Here is an 18,327-nt window from a genome sequence, read left to right as displayed (position 1 = left end):
CCCCGGCCCTGCCCCGGACCCGTACAGACCATGATTGAGACTCGACCCCGAAAGAGGGATTGACGACAAAGTGCTCGACGTCAACTTCTTCGACGAGCTGCGGATCGGCCTTGCCACCGCGGACGACATCCGACAGTGGTCCCACGGCGAGGTCAAGAAGCCGGAGACCATCAACTACCGCACGCTCAAGCCCGAAAAGGACGGACTCTTCTGCGAGAAGATCTTCGGTCCGACCCGGGACTGGGAGTGCTACTGCGGTAAGTACAAGCGTGTCCGCTTCAAGGGCATCATCTGTGAGCGCTGTGGCGTCGAAGTCACCCGCGCCAAGGTGCGCCGTGAGCGGATGGGCCACATTGAGCTGGCCGCGCCTGTTACGCACATCTGGTACTTCAAGGGCGTCCCGTCGCGCCTTGGCTACCTGCTCGACCTCGCGCCGAAGGACCTCGAGAAGGTCATCTACTTCGCCGCTTACATGATCACGTTCGTGGACGAGGAGCGCCGTACGCGCGACCTGCCCTCGCTGGAGGCGCATGTCTCCGTCGAGCGCCAGCAGGTCGAGAACCGCCGCGACGCCGACCTCGAGGCCCGCGCCAAGAAGCTCGAGACCGACCTGGCCGAGCTCGAGGCCGAGGGCGCCAAGGCCGACGTGCGCCGCAAGGTGCGCGAAGGCGCCGAGCGTGAGATGAAGCAGCTGCGTGACCGTGCGCAGCGCGAGATCGACCGTCTCGACGAGGTGTGGAACCGCTTCAAGAACCTCAAGGTCCAGGACCTGGAGGGCGACGAGCTGCTCTACCGCGAGCTGCGTGACCGCTTCGGCACGTACTTCGACGGCTCGATGGGTGCCGCGGCGCTGCAGAAGCGCCTGGAGTCCTTCGACCTCGAGGAGGAGGCCGAGCGCCTTCGCGAGATCATCCGTACCGGCAAGGGCCAGAAGAAGACCCGTGCGCTCAAGCGCCTCAAGGTCGTCTCCGCGTTCCTGCAGACCAGCAACAGCCCCAAGGGCATGGTGCTCGACTGCGTGCCGGTCATCCCGCCGGACCTGCGTCCGATGGTGCAGCTGGACGGTGGCCGCTTCGCGACCTCCGACCTGAACGACCTGTACCGCCGTGTGATCAACCGCAACAACCGCCTCAAGCGTCTCCTTGACCTCGGTGCCCCCGAGATCATCGTGAACAACGAGAAGCGGATGCTGCAGGAGGCCGTCGACGCGCTGTTCGACAACGGCCGCCGTGGTCGTCCGGTGACCGGTCCCGGTAACCGCCCGCTGAAGTCCCTGAGCGACATGCTCAAGGGCAAGCAGGGCCGTTTCCGTCAGAACCTGCTCGGTAAGCGTGTGGACTACTCCGCGCGTTCCGTCATCGTCGTCGGTCCGCAGCTGAAGCTGCACCAGTGCGGTCTGCCCAAGGCCATGGCGCTGGAGCTCTTCAAGCCGTTCGTGATGAAGCGTCTGGTCGATCTGAACCACGCGCAGAACATCAAGTCGGCCAAGCGCATGGTCGAACGCGGCCGCACGGTCGTGTACGACGTGCTGGAAGAGGTCATCGCCGAGCACCCGGTTCTCCTGAACCGTGCGCCCACGCTGCACCGACTCGGCATCCAGGCCTTCGAGCCGCAGCTGGTCGAGGGCAAGGCCATCCAGATCCACCCGCTCGTCTGCACCGCGTTCAACGCGGACTTCGACGGTGACCAGATGGCCGTCCACCTGCCGCTCTCCGCGGAGGCGCAGGCCGAGGCCCGCATCCTGATGCTGTCCTCGAACAACATCCTGAAGCCGGCCGACGGCCGTCCGGTCACCATGCCGACCCAGGACATGGTGCTGGGCCTGTTCTTCCTCACGACCGACGAGGAAGAGCGCAAGGTCATCGGCGAGGGCCGGTCCTTCGGCTCCACGGCCGAGGCGATCATGGCGTTCGACGCCCGCGAGCTCTCGCTCCAGGCGAAGGTCGACATCCGCTTCCCCGTCGGCACCATTCCGCCGCGCGGCTGGGTTCCCCCGGTCGCCGAGCAGGGTGCCGCGAACATCAGCGGCTCCGCGGGTGAGTGGCAGCAGGGTGACAGCTTCCGGCTGCGTACGACTCTGGGCCGCGCGCTCTTCAACGAGCTGCTGCCCGAGGACTACCCCTTCGTCGACTACTCGGTGGGCAAGAAGCAGCTCTCCGAGATCGTCAACGATCTGGCCGAGCGCTACCCCAAGGTCATCGTGGCGGCGACGCTCGACAACCTGAAGGCGGCCGGCTTCTACTGGGCGACCCGTTCCGGTGTCACCGTGGCCATCTCCGACGTCGTGGTCCCCGAGGCCAAGAAGGCGATCGTCGCGGGCTACGAGGCGCAGGACGAGAAGGTCCAGAAGCAGTACGAGCGCGGTCTGATCACCAAGGACGAGCGCACCCAGGAGCTCATCGCGATCTGGACCAAGGCGACCAACGAGGTTGCCGAGGCCATGAACGAGAACTTCCCGAAGACCAACCCCATCTTCATGATGGTCAACTCGGGTGCTCGTGGAAACATGATGCAGATGCGTCAGATCGCCGGTATGCGTGGTCTGGTGTCCAACGCCAAGAACGAGACCATCCCGCGGCCGATCAAGGCGTCGTTCCGTGAGGGTCTGTCCGTGCTGGAGTACTTCATCTCCACGCACGGTGCCCGTAAGGGTCTGGCCGACACCGCCCTGCGTACCGCCGACTCGGGTTACCTGACTCGTCGTCTGGTGGACGTCTCGCAGGACGTCATCATCCGCGAAGAGGACTGTGGCACCGACCGCGGCCTCAAGCTGCGGATCGCCGAGCGCGGCGCCGACGGTGTGCTGCGCAAGGCGGAGGACGTCGAGACGTCCGTGTACGCGCGGATGCTCGCCGAGGACGTCGTCGTCGACGGCAAGGTCATCGCGCCGGCCAATGTCGACCTGGGCGATGTGCTCATCGACGCGGTCGTCGCCGCGGGTGTCGAGGAGGTCAAGACCCGTTCGGTCCTGACCTGTGAGTCCGCGGTGGGCACGTGTGCGTACTGCTACGGCCGCTCGCTCGCCACCGGCAAGCTCGTGGACATCGGTGAGGCGGTCGGCATCATCGCCGCCCAGTCCATCGGTGAGCCCGGTACCCAGCTGACGATGCGTACCTTCCACACCGGTGGTGTGGCCGGTGACGACATCACCCAGGGTCTGCCCCGTGTCGTCGAGCTTTTCGAGGCTCGTACGCCCAAGGGTGTCGCCCCGATCTCGGAGGCGGCAGGCCGCGTCCGTATCGAGGAGACCGAGAAGACCAAGAAGCTCGTTGTCACCCCCGACGACGGCGCCGAGGAGACGGCCTTCCCGATCTCGAAGCGTGCCCGTCTGCTGGTGGGCGACGGCGACCATGTCGAGGTGGGCCAGAAGCTCACCGTGGGTGCCACCAACCCGCACGACGTGCTGCGGATCCTCGGTCAGCGCGCGGTCCAGGTCCACCTGGTCGGCGAGGTCCAGAAGGTCTACAACTCGCAGGGTGTGTCGATCCACGACAAGCACATCGAGATCATCATCCGGCAGATGCTGCGCCGCGTGACGATCATCGAGTCCGGCGACGCGGAGCTGCTGCCGGGCGAGCTTGTCGAGCGCTCGAAGTTCGAGACCGAGAACCGTCGTGTGGTCACCGAGGGCGGTCACCCTGCCTCCGGCCGTCCGCAGCTGATGGGTATCACCAAGGCCTCGCTCGCCACCGAGTCGTGGCTGTCGGCGGCGTCCTTCCAGGAGACGACCAGGGTTCTGACCGACGCGGCGATCAACGCCAAGTCGGACTCCCTGATCGGCCTCAAGGAGAACGTCATCATCGGTAAGCTCATCCCGGCCGGTACGGGCCTGTCCCGCTACCGCAACATCCGGGTGGAGCCCACCGAGGAGGCCAAGGCCGCGATGTACTCGGCTGTCGGCTACGACGACATCGACTACTCGCCGTTCGGCACCGGCTCCGGCCAGGCCGTTCCGCTGGAGGACTACGACTACGGTCCGTACAACCAGTAAGCGATAGCCAACGGCCACAGGGCGGCCATCCCTCGCGGGATGGCCGCCCTGTGCCGTATGTTGCAGCCTGGTGTGTCCTGCGCGCGTGCATTTGTTTTGACCGCAGCCGATGCGGTAGGTACGCTCTGTCCTTGTGCCTGGGGTGTGCCTGGGCTCGTGTGCGTGTCCTCAACCGCATGGCGAGTCTGAAAAATCGGCCACCGCAATCTGCGCTCTCTCTGCCTTGCGGCGGGAGCCTGCAGTATTCGACACACCCGACCGCGTGGGTCGGCGACGTTCCAGGTTAGCTTCACGAACGGCACACAGAAACCGGAGAAGTAGTGCCTACGATCCAGCAGCTGGTCCGGAAGGGCCGGCAGGACAAGGTCGAGAAGAACAAGACGCCCGCGCTCGAGGGTTCCCCTCAGCGTCGTGGTGTCTGCACGCGTGTGTTCACGACCACCCCGAAGAAGCCGAACTCGGCCCTGCGGAAGGTCGCGCGTGTGCGTCTGACCTCCGGCATCGAGGTCACGGCCTACATTCCGGGTGAGGGACACAACCTGCAGGAGCACTCCATCGTGCTCGTGCGTGGTGGCCGTGTGAAGGACCTGCCGGGTGTTCGTTACAAGATCATCCGCGGTTCCCTCGACACCCAGGGTGTCAAGAACCGCAAGCAGGCCCGCAGCCGCTACGGCGCCAAGAAGGAGAAGTAAGAATGCCTCGTAAGGGCCCCGCCCCGAAGCGCCCGGTCATCATCGACCCGGTCTACGGTTCTCCTCTTGTCACGTCGCTGATCAACAAGATCCTGCTCAACGGCAAGCGTTCCACTGCCGAGCGGATCGTCTACGGCGCCATGGAAGGCCTCCGCGAGAAGACCGGCGCTGACCCGGTCATCACGCTGAAGCGCGCCCTCGAGAACGTCAAGCCGTCTCTCGAGGTCAAGTCCCGCCGTGTCGGTGGCGCCACCTACCAGGTGCCGATCGAGGTCAAGCCCGGTCGTGCCGCCACCCTCGCGCTCCGCTGGGTCGTGGGTTACTCCCGCGCCCGTCGCGAGAAGACCATGACCGAACGCCTCATGAACGAGTTGCTCGACGCCTCCAACGGCCTCGGCGCTGCGGTCAAGAAGCGTGAGGACACGCACAAGATGGCCGAGTCCAACAAGGCCTTCGCGCACTACCGCTGGTAGTCGCTACCCACATCGAGACCGAGAGAAGATTGAGCCTTATGGCCACCACTTCGCTTGACCTGGCCAAGGTCCGCAACATTGGGATCATGGCCCACATCGACGCGGGCAAGACGACGACCACCGAGCGCATCCTGTTCTACACCGGTGTGAGCTACAAGATCGGTGAGGTCCACGACGGCGCTGCCACGATGGACTGGATGGAGCAGGAGCAGGAGCGCGGCATCACGATCACGTCCGCCGCGACGACCTGTCACTGGCCGCTCGAGGACGTCGATCACACCATCAACATCATCGACACCCCGGGTCACGTCGACTTCACGGTCGAGGTGGAGCGTTCGCTCCGCGTGCTCGACGGTGCCGTCACGGTGTTCGACGGTGTCGCCGGCGTTGAGCCCCAGTCCGAGACTGTGTGGCGCCAGGCGGACCGCTACGGCGTTCCGCGTATCTGCTTCGTCAACAAGCTCGACCGCACCGGCGCGGAGTTCCACCGCTGCGTCGACATGATCGTGGACCGCCTCGGCGCGACCCCGATCGTGATGCAGCTGCCGATCGGTGCCGAGGCGGACTTCAAGGGCGTCGTCGACCTCGTTCGTATGAAGGCTCTTGTCTGGTCCGCCGAGGCCACCAAGGGCGAGATGTACGACGTGGTCGACATCCCGGCCACGCACACCGAGGCTGCCGAGGAGTGGCGCGGCAAGCTGGTCGAGACCGTGGCGGAGAACGACGAAGAGGTCATGGAGCTGTACCTGGAGGGCGTCGAGCCCACCGAGGAGCAGCTGTACGCCGCGATCCGTCGTATCACCATCGCGTCCGGCAAGGGCGGCGGCACCACCGTCACCCCCGTCTTCTGCGGTACCGCGTTCAAGAACAAGGGTGTGCAGCCCCTGCTCGACGCGGTTGTGCGTTACCTCCCCTCCCCCCTGGACGTCGAAGGCATTGATGGCCACGACGTCAAGGACGCGGAGAAGGTCATCACGCGCAAGCCGTCCGAGGACGAGCCGCTGGCCGCCCTGGCCTTCAAGATCGCGAGCGACCCGCACCTGGGTAAGCTCACCTTCATCCGGGTCTACTCGGGTCGCCTGGAGTCCGGCACCGCTGTGCTGAACCCCACCAAGGGCAAGAAGGAGCGCATCGGCAAGATCTACCGTATGCACGCGAACAAGCGTGAGGAGATCGAGTCGGTGGGCGCCGGCGACATCGTCGCCGTCATGGGCCTGAAGCAGACCACCACCGGTGAGACGCTGTGCGACGACAAGAACCCGGTGATCCTGGAGTCCATGGACTTCCCGGCGCCGGTCATCCAGGTCGCGATCGAGCCCAAGTCCAAGGGTGACCAGGAGAAGCTGGGTGTCGCCATCCAGCGTCTCGCGGAGGAGGACCCCTCCTTCCAGGTCCACTCGGACGAGGAGACCGGCCAGACCATCATCGGTGGTATGGGCGAGCTTCACCTCGAGGTGCTCGTCGACCGCATGCGTCGCGAGTTCCGCGTCGAGGCGAACGTCGGCAAGCCGCAGGTCGCGTACCGCGAGACGATCCGCAAGACCGTCGAGCGTATCGACTACACGCACAAGAAGCAGACCGGTGGTACCGGTCAGTTCGCGAAGGTGCAGATCGCGCTGGAGCCCATCGAGGGCGGCGACGCGACCTACGAGTTCGTGAACAAGGTCACCGGTGGCCGCATCCCCCGTGAGTACATCCCCTCGGTGGACGCGGGCGCGCAGGAAGCCATGCAGTTCGGCATCCTGGCCGGTTACGAGATGGTGGGCGTCCGCGTCACCCTTCTCGACGGTGGCTACCACGAGGTCGACTCCTCCGAACTCGCGTTCAAGATCGCCGGTTCGCAGGCGTTCAAGGAGGGTGCTCGCAAGGCGTCCCCCGTGCTTCTCGAGCCGATGATGGCCGTCGAGGTCACCACGCCCGAGGACTACATGGGCGATGTCATCGGCGACCTCAACTCCCGACGTGGCCAGATTCAGGCCATGGAGGAGCGCAGCGGTGCCCGGGTCGTCAAGGGCCTGGTTCCGCTGTCGGAGATGTTCGGCTACGTCGGAGACCTCCGCAGCAAGACCTCGGGTCGCGCAAGCTACTCGATGCAGTTCGACTCCTACGCCGAGGTTCCGCGGAACGTCGCCGAGGAGATCATCGCGAAGGCCAAGGGCGAGTAACTCTTCCGAGTACACGCTTTAGGCTTGTCACCGGAGCCTGCTGGGGCATTCCATCCGAATCCCGGATGGGATGCCCCGGGCCCCGGCATCCCAGCAAAGATCACCTGGCGCCGATGAGTAAGGCGTACAGAACCACTCCACAGGAGGACCCCAGTGGCGAAGGCGAAGTTCGAGCGGACTAAGCCGCACGTCAACATCGGCACCATCGGTCACATCGACCACGGTAAGACGACCCTCACGGCCGCCATTACCAAGGTGCTGCATGACGCGTACCCGGACCTGAACGAGGCCTCGGCCTTCGACCAGATCGACAAGGCTCCTGAGGAGCGCCAGCGCGGTATCACCATCTCCATCGCGCACGTCGAGTACCAGACGGAGTCGCGTCACTACGCGCACGTCGACTGCCCGGGTCACGCGGACTACATCAAGAACATGATCACGGGTGCGGCGCAGATGGACGGCGCCATCCTCGTGGTCGCCGCCACCGACGGCCCGATGCCGCAGACCAAGGAGCACGTGCTCCTGGCCCGCCAGGTCGGCGTTCCGTACATCGTTGTCGCCCTGAACAAGGCCGACATGGTGGACGACGAGGAGATCATGGAGCTCGTCGAGCTCGAGGTTCGTGAGCTCCTCTCCGAGTACGAGTTCCCGGGCGACGACCTCCCGGTCGTGCGCGTCTCGGCGCTCAAGGCTCTCGAGGGCGACAAGGAGTGGGGCCAGTCGGTCCTGAACCTGATGGCCGCCGTCGACGAGGCGATCCCGCAGCCCGAGCGTGACGTCGACAAGCCGTTCCTGATGCCGATCGAGGACGTCTTCACGATCACCGGTCGTGGCACCGTCGTCACCGGTCGTATCGAGCGTGGTGTCCTCAAGGTCAACGAGACCGTCGACATCGTCGGTATCAAGACCGAGAAGACCACCACCACGGTCACCGGCATCGAGATGTTCCGCAAGCTGCTCGACGAGGGCCAGGCCGGTGAGAACGTCGGTCTGCTCCTCCGTGGCATCAAGCGCGAGGACGTCGAGCGCGGCCAGGTCATCATCAAGCCCGGTTCGGTCACGCCGCACACCGAGTTCGAGGCCCAGGCCTACATCCTGTCGAAGGACGAGGGTGGTCGTCACACCCCCTTCTTCAACAACTACCGCCCGCAGTTCTACTTCCGTACCACGGACGTGACCGGCGTTGTGACCCTCCCCGAGGGCACCGAGATGGTCATGCCGGGCGACAACACCACCATGACGGTCTCGCTGATTCAGCCGGTCGCCATGGAGGAGGGCCTGAAGTTCGCCATCCGTGAGGGTGGCCGGACCGTCGGCGCCGGCCAGGTCATCAAGATCAACAAGTAATTGCTGATCTGATCTGGTTGCTCCCTGGAGCATCAGCAAGGGCCCCGCACCATTGGTGCGGGGCCCTTGTTCGTGTCTGGTTCGCGTCCTGCCGGTCTCAGCCGGCCGTTCCCGCCCGGGGCGACCAGGTCCAGGGGTGCGCGTCGGCCCCCAGGCCCACGACGGTGGCGCCCGAGTGGCCTACGTGGAGGGCGGGCGCGTCCAGCGCCGCGATGCCATGAGTGCGCGTCAGAAGCTCTCTGCGGGTGCGGAGTTGGATCCGGCCGCGGGTGTCCTTGCCGAGCAGTACGAGGCCGCCGGGGGCCGCGGACGCGCTGAGTGGGCCGTAGCCGTCGAAGCCTTCCTTGCGGGGCCGGGCGGGCGCGCCGCCAGTACGTACGGCCATCACCACCGAGTCCGTCGGCTTGCGGTAGTACAGCTCGATGCCACCGTCGTCGGTCAGCACCGGGGCGAGCGGGCCCCCGGGGACCGGCAGCCGGCTGCCCGGGCGGAAGGTGAGCGGCAGGCCCATGGTGTCCTGCGTCCAGTGGTGCACGCTCTCGCGGCCGGAGCCGAAGACATGGACCCGGCCTGCACTGTCCACGACCGTGGAGAGACCGTCCTGGATCTCCGCTCCGCCGAGGTCGCGCCAGCGGTCCCAGCGCCCGGCCCTGTCGCGGACCCGGGTGCTGATCCCCTTGTCGGCATTGCGGACGAAGAGGTGGACCCGGCCGTCGGGTGCCGCCACCGCCACCGGGACACCGATGCGACGGCCGCGGTCGTCGTCCCGCTCGGGGTTGCCCAGACCGTTCCAGGCGAGGAACGCGCCGCCGGGGGAGCCCTGCTCCAGCAGGACGACCTCGCGCTGGTTGGGGCCGCCGTGGCCGTCGAGGGCGGCGAAGCGCAGCGCGAACAGCAGCTGACGGCCGTCCTTGAGGGTGGCCGCGCCGAGGGCGGGCGCGAGCGGGCCGCCGCCGAGGTCGTCCGGGGCTCCCCACTGGCCGCTTCCCGGCCGGGTCTCCCGCCAGCGGACCGCACGCAGCCCGAGCACGCCGTAGGCGACCAGCCGGCCCGACGCCTCGGTGGCGACGGTGGTGCGGGGGCCGGGGTAGCGGTGGTGGGTGGCGCGGACCCAGCCCTTCTTGTTCTTGAGCGGGCGGACGCCGCCGACGTTGTAGTCGCCGCAGCCGGCCGTGTTGCCGCAATCCCAGTCCGGGCTGCCGCCGTACGGGACGAGGCCCGCGGCCTTCTCCTGGAGCACCGCGGCCGGGAGGTTCTTCGGCCAGTGGCGGTTGTAGTAGCCGCGGAAGGCGGTGGCGACGAAGCCGGGCACCTCACCGCTGTCCTTCGTCGCACGGGCGACCCAGCGGACCATCGCGGCCCAGCTGAACAAGGCGACGGCGGTGTGGTCGGCGTGATCCGAGTAGCCGCGCTGTTCGCTGTCCTTCTTACGGGTCGCCTCGTCGCTGTGCTGGATGTCGGGATCGGGGTCCAGGGTCTGGATCACGGTCGGCCGGTACTGCTCCATGAGCCCGACGAGTACGTCGATGAGCTCGTCGTAGTCGTACGAAACGGTCCCGCGCAACGGAGAGCCCGCGGCGACGACGGTGTTGAGGCCGAGCGAGCGGTCCCGCCACAGGCTGGGGAGGGCCATGTAGCGGCGGGTGGTGTGCATGGGGAGGTTGAGGAAGATCAGTTCGACCGTGGCCCGGCCGTTGGTGAGGGTGTTGATCTCGGCCCGGTGGCCGCCGTGCAGCGAGGCGACATCCTTGGTCCAGTCGGCGAACCTGTCGAGCCCGAGCAGGGCCGCGTAGGCCTGGCGCAGGCCCTGGTGGCGGGCGGAGGAGTAGCCGGCCCGGTCCGCGGGGACGTCCCAGTCCCCGGGTATGTGGTTCTTGCCGTCGTGCTCACCCGCGGTGACATATATGCAGACCAGCGGAACCCCGGCGTCCAGCATCCGCTGGGTGTCGGGGTTCATGAAGTACAGATCGTCATCCGGATGGGCCAGTATCTGCATCGCCCGCGCCCGTCGGGAGCTGGCGATCGGCATGCCGGGCGCGGGGTCCGCGGCTGGGGTGGAGCGCCGAGGGGCGGGTACGGAGCAGGAGCTGAGGGCCACGGCGGCGGCGAGGACGGTTGTGGCAATGACCACATGGCGTCTGCTCGGGCCGCCGGGGCGCGCCGCAGCCGTCCCCAGGGCAGGCGCGTTGTTCATCTGTCGTGCTCCGTCCGCTCCCCCGCAGCGGGCAGAAAGCCCCCGTGCTGCGTACTGCCGATCTCAGAAAATGGCGGACGGGCTGCTGGTCAGAGCCGTTCCGCGGTCAACAAGACGGCTGAGTGACACGCGAGGTTGCTTCACCATCGGAAGCTTGTGCGTGAGGCGGAGCGGTGGGGTACTGTCTCCGGCTGCGATTGGCGCGGGGTGTGCCCCATATGGCACACTGACCAGGTTGCTCGGTTGAGTTGCCGATGCTGCGCGCCTCCCGCCGGGAGGACCGGAAGCGAGTCCCACAGTACTCGTCGCCCCATCTGCCGTAAGGCAGCGCTGGAGCGGACGTACGGGAATCTTCCGGGAAGTGTCAGCGGGGTACCAGCCAGGCACTCGGTGGGTGTTCTTCCCCCGACGCGTGGTCTTCGGCCCGCACCCCTTGGTTGGGAAATCCTTCGGGAGATCTTCGTAGAGGGAGTGCGACACGCCCGACCGCGGGGGTCGGAGAAGATCGCAGGACCGACCGAGTTCCAGAGCGTTTCTAGAGACAGGACTACTGAGTAGCCATGGCGGGACAGAAGATCCGCATCCGGCTCAAGGCCTACGACCACGAGGTCATCGACTCATCGGCGAAGAAGATCGTCGAGACGGTGACCCGCACTGGTGCGTCGGTCGCGGGCCCGGTGCCGCTGCCCACTGAGAAGAACGTGTACTGCGTCATCAAGTCGCCGCACAAGTACAAGGACTCGCGCGAGCACTTCGAGATGCGCACGCACAAGCGCCTGATCGACATCCTCGACCCGACGCCCAAGACCGTTGACTCGCTGATGCGCCTGGACCTTCCGGCCGGCGTTGACATCGAGATCAAGCTCTGAGAGGCGCGGAAGAGATGGCTAAGCAGATCAAGGGCATCCTGGGCGAGAAGCTCGGCATGACCCAGGTCTGGGACGAGAACAACCGTGTCGTCCCGGTCACCGTGGTCAAGGCCGGTCCGAACGTTGTGACCCAGGTCCGTACGAATGACTCCGACGGCTACGAGTCGGTCCAGATCGCCTTCGGCGAGATCGACCCGCGCAAGGTGAACAAGCCCCTCAAGGGTCACTTCGCCAAGGCCGACGTAACCCCGCGCCGCCACCTGGTGGAGCTCCGTACCTCCGACGCCAGCGAGTACACGCTCGGCCAGGAGATCACTGCCGAGGTGTTCGAGTCCGGCGTCAAGGTCGACGTCACGGGCAAGAGCAAGGGCAAGGGCTTCGCCGGTGTCATGAAGCGTCACAACTTCAAGGGCCTCGGCGCCGGTCACGGTACCCAGCGCAAGCACCGCTCGCCCGGTTCCATCGGTGGCTGCGCCACCCCTGGGCGTGTCTTCAAGGGCATGCGCATGGCGGGCCGCATGGGTAACGAGCGGGTCACCACCCAGAACCTGACCATCCACGCGGTTGACGCGGAGAAGGGCCTGCTGCTCATCAAGGGCGCGGTTCCTGGTCCGAACGGCGGCCTCGTCCTGGTCCGCACTGCGGCCAAGGGGGTCTGAGGACTATGAGCACCATTGACATTCTGTCGCCCTCCGGCGACAAGTCCGGGACCGTCGAGCTCCCGGCCGAGATCTTCGACGCCAAGGTCAGCATCCCGCTGCTCCACCAGGTCGTCGTCGCGCAGCTGGCCGCCGCCCGTCAGGGCACGCACAAGGTCAAGCGCCGTGGCGAGGTCCGTGGTGGCGGTAGGAAGCCCTACCGCCAGAAGGGCACCGGCCGCGCCCGTCAGGGTTCGACCCGTGCGCCGCAGTTCGCCGGCGGTGGCGTCGTACACGGCCCCACGCCGCGTGACTACTCGCAGCGGACCCCGAAGAAGATGAAGGCCGCCGCCCTGCGGGGTGCCCTCACCGACCGGGCCCGCAACTCCCGTATCCACGTCGTCACCGGCGTGATCGAGGGCGAGGTCTCCACCAAGGCCGCGAAGACCCTGCTGGGCAAGATCAGTGAGCGCAAGCACGTGCTCCTGGTCGTCGAGCGGGCCGACGAGGCCGCGTGGCTCTCCGCCCGCAACCTGCCCCAGGTGCACCTCCTGGAGCCGGGCCAGCTGAACACGTACGACGTGCTCGTCTCCGACGACGTGGTCTTCACCAAGGCCGCCTTCGAGTCCTTCGTGTCTGGTCCCAAGGCCGATGAGACCGAAGGGAGCGACGCCTGATGTCTGAGGCGACCGTAACCAGCAAGACCTTCTCGGACCCGCGCGACGTTCTCGTCAAGCCGGTTGTCTCCGAGAAGAGCTACGCCCTGCTCGACGAGAACAAGTACACGTTCATCGTCGCGCCCGGCTCCAACAAGACCCAGATCAAGCAGGCCGTCGAGGCGGTCTTCTCGGTCAAGGTCACCGGGGTCAACACGATCAACCGTCAGGGTAAGCGCAAGCGCACCAAGACCGGTTTCGGCAAGCGCGCCAACACCAAGCGCGCCATCGTGACCCTCGCTGAGGGCGACCGAATCGACATCTTCGGCGGCCCGACCTCCTGACGGAGGTCGAGTCGTCCGGAATCGGACGAGGACTGAGAAATGGGTATCCGCAAGTACAAGCCGACGACCCCGGGCCGTCGTGGCTCCAGCGTCGCCGACTTTGTCGAGATCACGCGGTCCACGCCGGAGAAGTCGCTGGTCCGCCCCCTGCACAGCAAGGGCGGCCGTAACAACACCGGTCGTGTGACCGTCCGTCACCAGGGCGGTGGCCACAAGCGCGCCTACCGCCTGATCGACTTCCGTCGTCACGACAAGGACGGCGTTCCGGCCAAGGTCGCTCACATCGAGTACGACCCGAACCGCACCGCGCGCATCGCGCTCCTGCACTACGCAGACGGCGAGAAGCGCTACATCATCGCGCCGCGTGGCCTGTCGCAGGGCGACCGTGTCGAGAACGGCCCGGCCGCCGACATCAAGCCCGGCAACAACCTGGCGCTGCGCAACATCCCGGTCGGTACGACCATCCACGCCATCGAGCTGCGGCCCGGCGGCGGCGCGAAGTTCGCCCGCTCCGCGGGTGCCTCCGTGCAGCTGCTGGCGAAGGAGGGCTCCATGGCCCACCTTCGTATGCCGTCCGGCGAGATCCGCCTGGTCGACGTCCGCTGCCGCGCCACCATCGGCGAGGTCGGCAACGCCGAGCAGTCGAACATCAACTGGGGCAAGGCCGGCCGTCTGCGGTGGAAGGGCGTTCGCCCGACTGTCCGCGGTGTCGCCATGAACCCGGTCGACCACCCGCACGGTGGTGGTGAGGGCAAGACCTCCGGTGGTCGCCACCCGGTCAGCCCGTGGGGTCAGAAGGAGGGTCGTACTCGCTCGCCGAAGAAGGCGTCCAGCAAGTACATCGTCCGCCGCCGCAAGACGAACAAGAAGCGCTAGGAGCGGGTTTAGATGCCGCGCAGTCTCAAGAAGGGGCCCTTCGTCGACGACCACCTCATCAAGAAGGTGGATGTCCAGAACGAAGCCGGCACCAAGAACGTCATCAAGACCTGGTCCCGTCGCTCGATGATCATCCCGGCCATGCTCGGCCACACGATCGCGGTGCACAACGGCAAGATCCACGTCCCGGTGTTCGTCACCGAGTCGATGGTCGGCCACAAGCTCGGCGAGTTCTCGCCGACTCGCACCTTCCGCGGCCACGTCAAGGACGACCGGAAGTCGAAGCGCCGCTAACGCGGGGTGACTGACTATGACTTACACCGAAGGGACAACCATGGAAGCCAGGGCCCAGGCGCGGTACATCCGCGTCACGCCCATGAAGGCCCGCCGAGTGGTGGACCTCATCCGTGGCATGGATGCCACGGAGGCTCAGGCGGTCCTGCGTTTCGCCCCGCAGGCCGCGAGCGTGCCGGTTGGCAAGGTGCTTGACAGCGCCATTGCCAACGCTGCACACAACTACGACCACACCGACGCCTCTTCGCTGGTCATCAGCGAGGCGTACGTGGACGAGGGCCCGACCCTGAAGCGGTTCCGTCCGCGTGCTCAGGGCCGTGCCTACCGGATCCGTAAGCGGACCAGCCACATCACCGTGGTCGTCAGCAGCAAGGAAGGAACCCGGTAATGGGCCAGAAGGTTAACCCGCATGGGTTCCGGCTCGGCATCACCACGGACTTCAAGTCCCGTTGGTACGCCGACAAGCTGTACAAGGACTACGTCAAGGAAGACGTCGCCATTCGTCGCATGATGACGAAGGGCATGGAGCGAGCCGGTATCTCGAAGGTTGAGATCGAGCGCACCCGCGACCGCGTCCGCGTTGACATCCACACCGCCCGCCCGGGCATCGTCATCGGTCGCCGTGGCGCCGAGGCCGACCGCATCCGCGGCGAGCTGGAGAAGCTGACCGGCAAGCAGGTCCAGCTGAACATCCTCGAGGTCAAGAACCCCGAGGTGGACGCTCAGCTGGTGGCCCAGGCCGTCGCCGAGCAGCTCTCCTCCCGCGTCTCCTTCCGTCGCGCCATGCGTAAGAGCATGCAGGGCACGATGAAGGCCGGCGCCAAGGGCATCAAGATCCAGTGCGGTGGCCGTCTCGGCGGCGCCGAGATGTCCCGCTCGGAGTTCTACCGCGAGGGCCGTGTGCCCCTGCACACGCTCCGCGCGAACGTCGACTACGGCTTCTTCGAGGCCAAGACGACCTTCGGCCGTATCGGTGTGAAGGTCTGGATCTACAAGGGCGACGTCAAGAACATCGCCGAGGTCCGCGCCGAGAACGCTGCGGCCCGTGCGGGTAACCGCCCGGCCCGTGGTGGCGCCGGCGACCGTCCGGCCGGTGGCCGTGGCGGTCGTGGTGGCGAGCGGGGCGGCCGCGGTGGTCGCAAGCCGCAGCAGTCTGCGCCGGCAGCCGAGGCCCCCAAGGCCGAGGCTCCCGCCGCTGCCGCTGCTCCGGCTGCTGAGAGCACCGGAACGGAGGCCTGACCGAAATGCTGATCCCCCGTAGGGTCAAGCACCGCAAGCAGCACCACCCGAAGCGCAGCGGTATGTCCAAGGGTGGTACGCAGGTTGCGTTCGGCGAGTACGGCATTCAGGCCCTCACTCCGGCGTACGTGACCAACCGCCAGATCGAAGCGGCTCGTATCGCGATGACCCGCCACATCAAGCGTGGCGGCAAGGTCTGGATCAACATCTACCCGGACCGCCCGCTGACGAAGAAGCCTGCCGAGACCCGCATGGGTTCCGGTAAGGGTTCCCCCGAGTGGTGGATCGCGAACGTCAAGCCCGGTCGGGTGATGTTCGAGCTGTCCTACCCGAACGAGAAGATTGCGCGTGAGGCGCTTACCCGCGCTGCTCACAAGCTTCCGATGAAGTGCCGGATCGTTCGGCGCGAGGCAGGTGAGTCGTGATGTCTACCGGTACCAAGGCGTCCGAGCTGCGTGAGCTGGGCGACGAGGAGCTTGTTGCCAAGCTTCGCGAGGCCAAGGAAGAGCTGTTCAACCTCCGCTTCCAGGCGGCGACCGGTCAGCTCGAGAACCACGGCCGGCTCAAGGCCGTCCGCAAGGACATCGCGCGGATCTACACCCTCATGCGTGAGCGCGAGCTGGGCATCGAGACGGTGGAGAGCGCCTGATGAGCGAGAGCAATGTGACTGAGACCAACACTGACCGCGGTTTCCGCAAGACCCGTGAGGGTCTGGTCGTCAGCGACAAGATGGACAAGACCGTCGTCGTCGCTGTCGAGGACCGTGTGAAGCACGCGCTGTACGGCAAGGTCATCCGCCGTACCAACAAGCTCAAGGCGCACGACGAGCAGAACGCTGCCGGCGTCGGCGACCGCGTCCTCATCATGGAGACGCGTCCGCTGTCGGCGACGAAGCGCTGGCGCATCGTCGAGATCCTCGAGAAGGCCAAGTAATCCCTGAGGGGGTTTCCCCTCAGGACAGTTCCGCCAGGCTCGGCAGGGGCCTGACCTCGTAAGAGGACAGCCCCTGCCGGGAACCGGCAGACGATCAGGAGATAGACGTGATCCAGCAGGAGTCGCGACTGCGTATCGCCGACAACACTGGTGCCAAGGAGATCCTTTGCATCCGTGTTCTCGGTGGTTCCGGTCGCCGCTACGCGGGCATCGGTGACGTCATCGTCGCCACCGTCAAGGACGCGATCCCCGGTGGCAACGTGAAGAAGGGTGACGTCGTCAAGGCGGTCATCGTTCGCACCGTGAAGGAGCGCCGCCGCCAGGACGGCTCGTACATCCGCTTCGACGAGAACGCCGCCGTCATTCTGAAGAACGACGGCGACCCTCGCGGCACCCGCATCTTCGGCCCGGTTGGCCGTGAGCTGCGCGAGAAGAAGTTCATGAAGATCATCTCGCTCGCGCCGGAGGTGCTGTAAGCATGAAGATCAAGAAGGGCGACCTGGTTCAGGTCATCACCGGCAAGGACAAGGGCAAGCAGGGCAAGGTCATCGCGGCCTTCCCCCGCGAGGACCGCGTCCTGGTCGAGGGTGTCAACCGGGTCAAGAAGCACACCAAGGCCGGCCAGACCGCTCGCGGTTCGCAGACCGGTGGCATTGTCACGACTGAGGCCCCTGTTCACGTGAGCAACGTTCAGCTCGTCGTGGAGAAGGACGGCAACAAGGTCGTCACGCGCGTCGGTTACCGCTTCGACGACGAAGGCAACAAGATCCGCGTTGCCAAGCGGACGGGTGAGGACATCTGATGGCTACCACCACCACTCCGCGTCTGAAGACGAAGTACCGCGAGGAGATCGCGGGCAAGCTGCGTGAGGAGTTCTCGTACGAGAACGTCATGCAGATCCCCGGCCTCGTCAAGATCGTGGTCAACATGGGTGTGGGCGACGCCGCCCGCGACTCCAAGCTGATCGATGGCGCGATTCGCGACCTCACCACGATCACCGGCCAGAAGCCGGCCGTCACCAAGGCCCGTAAGTCCATCGCGCAGTTCAAGCTGCGTGAGGGCCAGCCGATCGGTGCCCACGTCACGCTCCGTGGCGACCGCATGTGGGAGTTCCTGGACCGCACCCTGTCGCTCGCGCTTCCGCGCATCCGCGACTTCCGTGGTCTGTCCCCCAAGCAGTTCGACGGCCGTGGCAACTACACCTTCGGCCTCACGGAGCAGGTCATGTTCCACGAGATCGACCAGGACAAGATCGACCGCGTCCGGGGTATGGACATCACCGTGGTCACCACGGCGACCAACGACGCTGAGGGCCGCGCGCTCCTTCGTCACCTCGGCTTCCCGTTCAAGGAGGCGTAAGCGAGATGGCGAAGAAGGCTCTTGTTGCCAAAGCTGCTCGTAAGCCCAAGTTCGGTGTGCGCGCCTACACCCGCTGCCAGCGCTGTGGCCGTCCGCACTCCGTATACCGCAAGTTCGGCCTGTGCCGCGTGTGCCTTCGTGAGATGGCTCACCGTGGCGAGCTGCCGGGCGTGACCAAGAGCTCCTGGTAATTCCCTACTTGGGAATTACCGGAGGCTCTCGGTAAGTATCTGGTCGGCGGGAGCCCTCCCTCACAT

At 66.1% G+C, this 18,327-nt stretch carries 21 protein-coding genes; 20 read left to right on the top strand and 1 reads right to left on the bottom strand.

Annotated elements, in window-relative coordinates:
• Window positions 1–70: 70 nt before the first annotated feature.
• The 5 genes from QFZ67_RS15540 (at window position 71) to tuf (ending at window position 8,668) form a co-directional block, all read left to right on the top strand.
• Window positions 71–3,991 carry a DNA-directed RNA polymerase subunit beta' gene (locus tag QFZ67_RS15540; protein ID WP_307661687.1) on the top strand — a complete coding sequence of 1,307 codons (3,921 nt, stop codon included), beginning with the start codon at window positions 71–73 and terminating at the stop codon, window positions 3,989–3,991.
• 320 nt (window positions 3,992–4,311) lie between these two features.
• Window positions 4,312–4,683, top strand: coding sequence for a 30S ribosomal protein S12 (gene rpsL, locus QFZ67_RS15535; protein ID WP_003948652.1), 372 nt, complete (start codon window positions 4,312–4,314; stop codon window positions 4,681–4,683).
• A 2-nt stretch (window positions 4,684–4,685) separates the two neighbouring features.
• Window positions 4,686–5,156 (top strand): 30S ribosomal protein S7, encoded by a 471-nt coding sequence (gene rpsG, locus QFZ67_RS15530; protein WP_014047773.1) that lies wholly within the window; start codon window positions 4,686–4,688, stop codon window positions 5,154–5,156.
• 38 nt (window positions 5,157–5,194) lie between these two features.
• A complete protein-coding gene (gene fusA / locus QFZ67_RS15525; protein WP_307661686.1) occupies window positions 5,195–7,321 on the top strand; it encodes an elongation factor G in 2,127 nt (708 codons plus the stop codon).
• A 153-nt stretch (window positions 7,322–7,474) separates the two neighbouring features.
• Window positions 7,475–8,668 (top strand): elongation factor Tu, encoded by a 1,194-nt coding sequence (gene tuf / locus QFZ67_RS15520; RefSeq protein WP_307661685.1) that lies wholly within the window; start codon window positions 7,475–7,477, stop codon window positions 8,666–8,668.
• 97 nt (window positions 8,669–8,765) lie between these two features.
• Here the strand turns inward: tuf and QFZ67_RS15515 are convergent, their stop codons facing one another.
• Window positions 8,766–10,862, bottom strand: coding sequence for a PIG-L family deacetylase (locus QFZ67_RS15515; RefSeq protein ID WP_307661684.1), 2,097 nt, complete (start codon window positions 10,860–10,862; stop codon window positions 8,766–8,768).
• Window positions 10,863–11,422: 560 nt separating this feature from the next.
• On the opposite strand from QFZ67_RS15515, the gene rpsJ reads away from it, so the two are divergent.
• The 15 genes from rpsJ to QFZ67_RS15440 all read left to right on the top strand — a co-directional run bounded on the left by rpsJ (window position 11,423) and on the right by QFZ67_RS15440 (window position 18,261).
• Entirely contained in the window at window positions 11,423–11,731 is a 309-nt protein-coding gene (gene rpsJ / locus QFZ67_RS15510) for a 30S ribosomal protein S10 (protein WP_003948644.1), read from the top strand.
• Between the two features lie 14 nt (window positions 11,732–11,745).
• Window positions 11,746–12,390, top strand: coding sequence for a 50S ribosomal protein L3 (rplC, locus tag QFZ67_RS15505; RefSeq protein ID WP_307661683.1), 645 nt, complete (start codon window positions 11,746–11,748; stop codon window positions 12,388–12,390).
• A 5-nt stretch (window positions 12,391–12,395) separates the two neighbouring features.
• Window positions 12,396–13,046, top strand: coding sequence for a 50S ribosomal protein L4 (gene rplD, locus QFZ67_RS15500; protein ID WP_307661682.1), 651 nt, complete (start codon window positions 12,396–12,398; stop codon window positions 13,044–13,046).
• On the top strand, window positions 13,046–13,369 hold the full coding sequence (gene rplW / locus QFZ67_RS15495) for a 50S ribosomal protein L23 (RefSeq protein ID WP_307661681.1): 324 nt from the start codon (window positions 13,046–13,048) through the stop codon (window positions 13,367–13,369). The genes rplD and rplW overlap by 1 nt, the downstream gene beginning before the upstream one ends.
• Window positions 13,370–13,408: 39 nt before the next feature.
• A complete protein-coding gene (rplB, locus tag QFZ67_RS15490) occupies window positions 13,409–14,245 on the top strand; it encodes a 50S ribosomal protein L2 (RefSeq protein ID WP_307661680.1) in 837 nt (278 codons plus the stop codon).
• Window positions 14,246–14,257: 12 nt separating this feature from the next.
• Window positions 14,258–14,539: a 30S ribosomal protein S19 gene (gene rpsS, locus QFZ67_RS15485; RefSeq protein WP_127356386.1), complete on the top strand. Its 282-nt coding sequence runs from the start codon at window positions 14,258–14,260 to the stop codon at window positions 14,537–14,539.
• Between the two features lie 40 nt (window positions 14,540–14,579).
• Window positions 14,580–14,927: a 50S ribosomal protein L22 gene (gene rplV / locus QFZ67_RS15480; protein WP_004571827.1), complete on the top strand. Its 348-nt coding sequence runs from the start codon at window positions 14,580–14,582 to the stop codon at window positions 14,925–14,927.
• A complete protein-coding gene (gene rpsC, locus QFZ67_RS15475) occupies window positions 14,927–15,778 on the top strand; it encodes a 30S ribosomal protein S3 (protein ID WP_307661679.1) in 852 nt (283 codons plus the stop codon). Before rplV ends, rpsC begins: the two co-directional genes overlap by 1 nt.
• A 5-nt stretch (window positions 15,779–15,783) precedes the next feature.
• A complete protein-coding gene (gene rplP, locus QFZ67_RS15470; RefSeq protein ID WP_014047785.1) occupies window positions 15,784–16,203 on the top strand; it encodes a 50S ribosomal protein L16 in 420 nt (139 codons plus the stop codon).
• On the top strand, window positions 16,203–16,427 hold the full coding sequence (rpmC, locus tag QFZ67_RS15465; RefSeq protein WP_307661678.1) for a 50S ribosomal protein L29: 225 nt from the start codon (window positions 16,203–16,205) through the stop codon (window positions 16,425–16,427). Before rplP ends, rpmC begins: the two co-directional genes overlap by 1 nt.
• Window positions 16,427–16,711 (top strand): 30S ribosomal protein S17, encoded by a 285-nt coding sequence (rpsQ, locus tag QFZ67_RS15460; RefSeq protein ID WP_307661677.1) that lies wholly within the window; start codon window positions 16,427–16,429, stop codon window positions 16,709–16,711. Before rpmC ends, rpsQ begins: the two co-directional genes overlap by 1 nt.
• A gap of 107 nt (window positions 16,712–16,818) precedes the next feature.
• Window positions 16,819–17,187, top strand: coding sequence for a 50S ribosomal protein L14 (gene rplN, locus QFZ67_RS15455; protein ID WP_008739701.1), 369 nt, complete (start codon window positions 16,819–16,821; stop codon window positions 17,185–17,187).
• 2 nt (window positions 17,188–17,189) lie between these two features.
• A complete protein-coding gene (gene rplX, locus QFZ67_RS15450) occupies window positions 17,190–17,513 on the top strand; it encodes a 50S ribosomal protein L24 (RefSeq protein WP_142214201.1) in 324 nt (107 codons plus the stop codon).
• Window positions 17,513–18,070, top strand: a complete 558-nt coding sequence (gene rplE, locus QFZ67_RS15445) for a 50S ribosomal protein L5 (protein WP_307661676.1) — start codon at window positions 17,513–17,515, stop codon at window positions 18,068–18,070. The genes rplX and rplE overlap by 1 nt, the downstream gene beginning before the upstream one ends.
• 5 nt (window positions 18,071–18,075) lie before the next feature.
• Entirely contained in the window at window positions 18,076–18,261 is a 186-nt protein-coding gene (locus QFZ67_RS15440) for a type Z 30S ribosomal protein S14 (protein ID WP_099500629.1), read from the top strand.
• The last annotated feature ends 66 nt before the right edge of the window (window positions 18,262–18,327 follow it).

Origin of the sequence: Streptomyces sp. V1I1, assembly GCF_030817355.1 — a bacterium.
Lineage (GTDB): Bacteria > Actinomycetota > Actinomycetes > Streptomycetales > Streptomycetaceae > Streptomyces.
The sequence above is the reverse complement of the archived record's forward strand: the minus strand, read 5'-3'. Positions and strand labels throughout refer to the sequence as shown.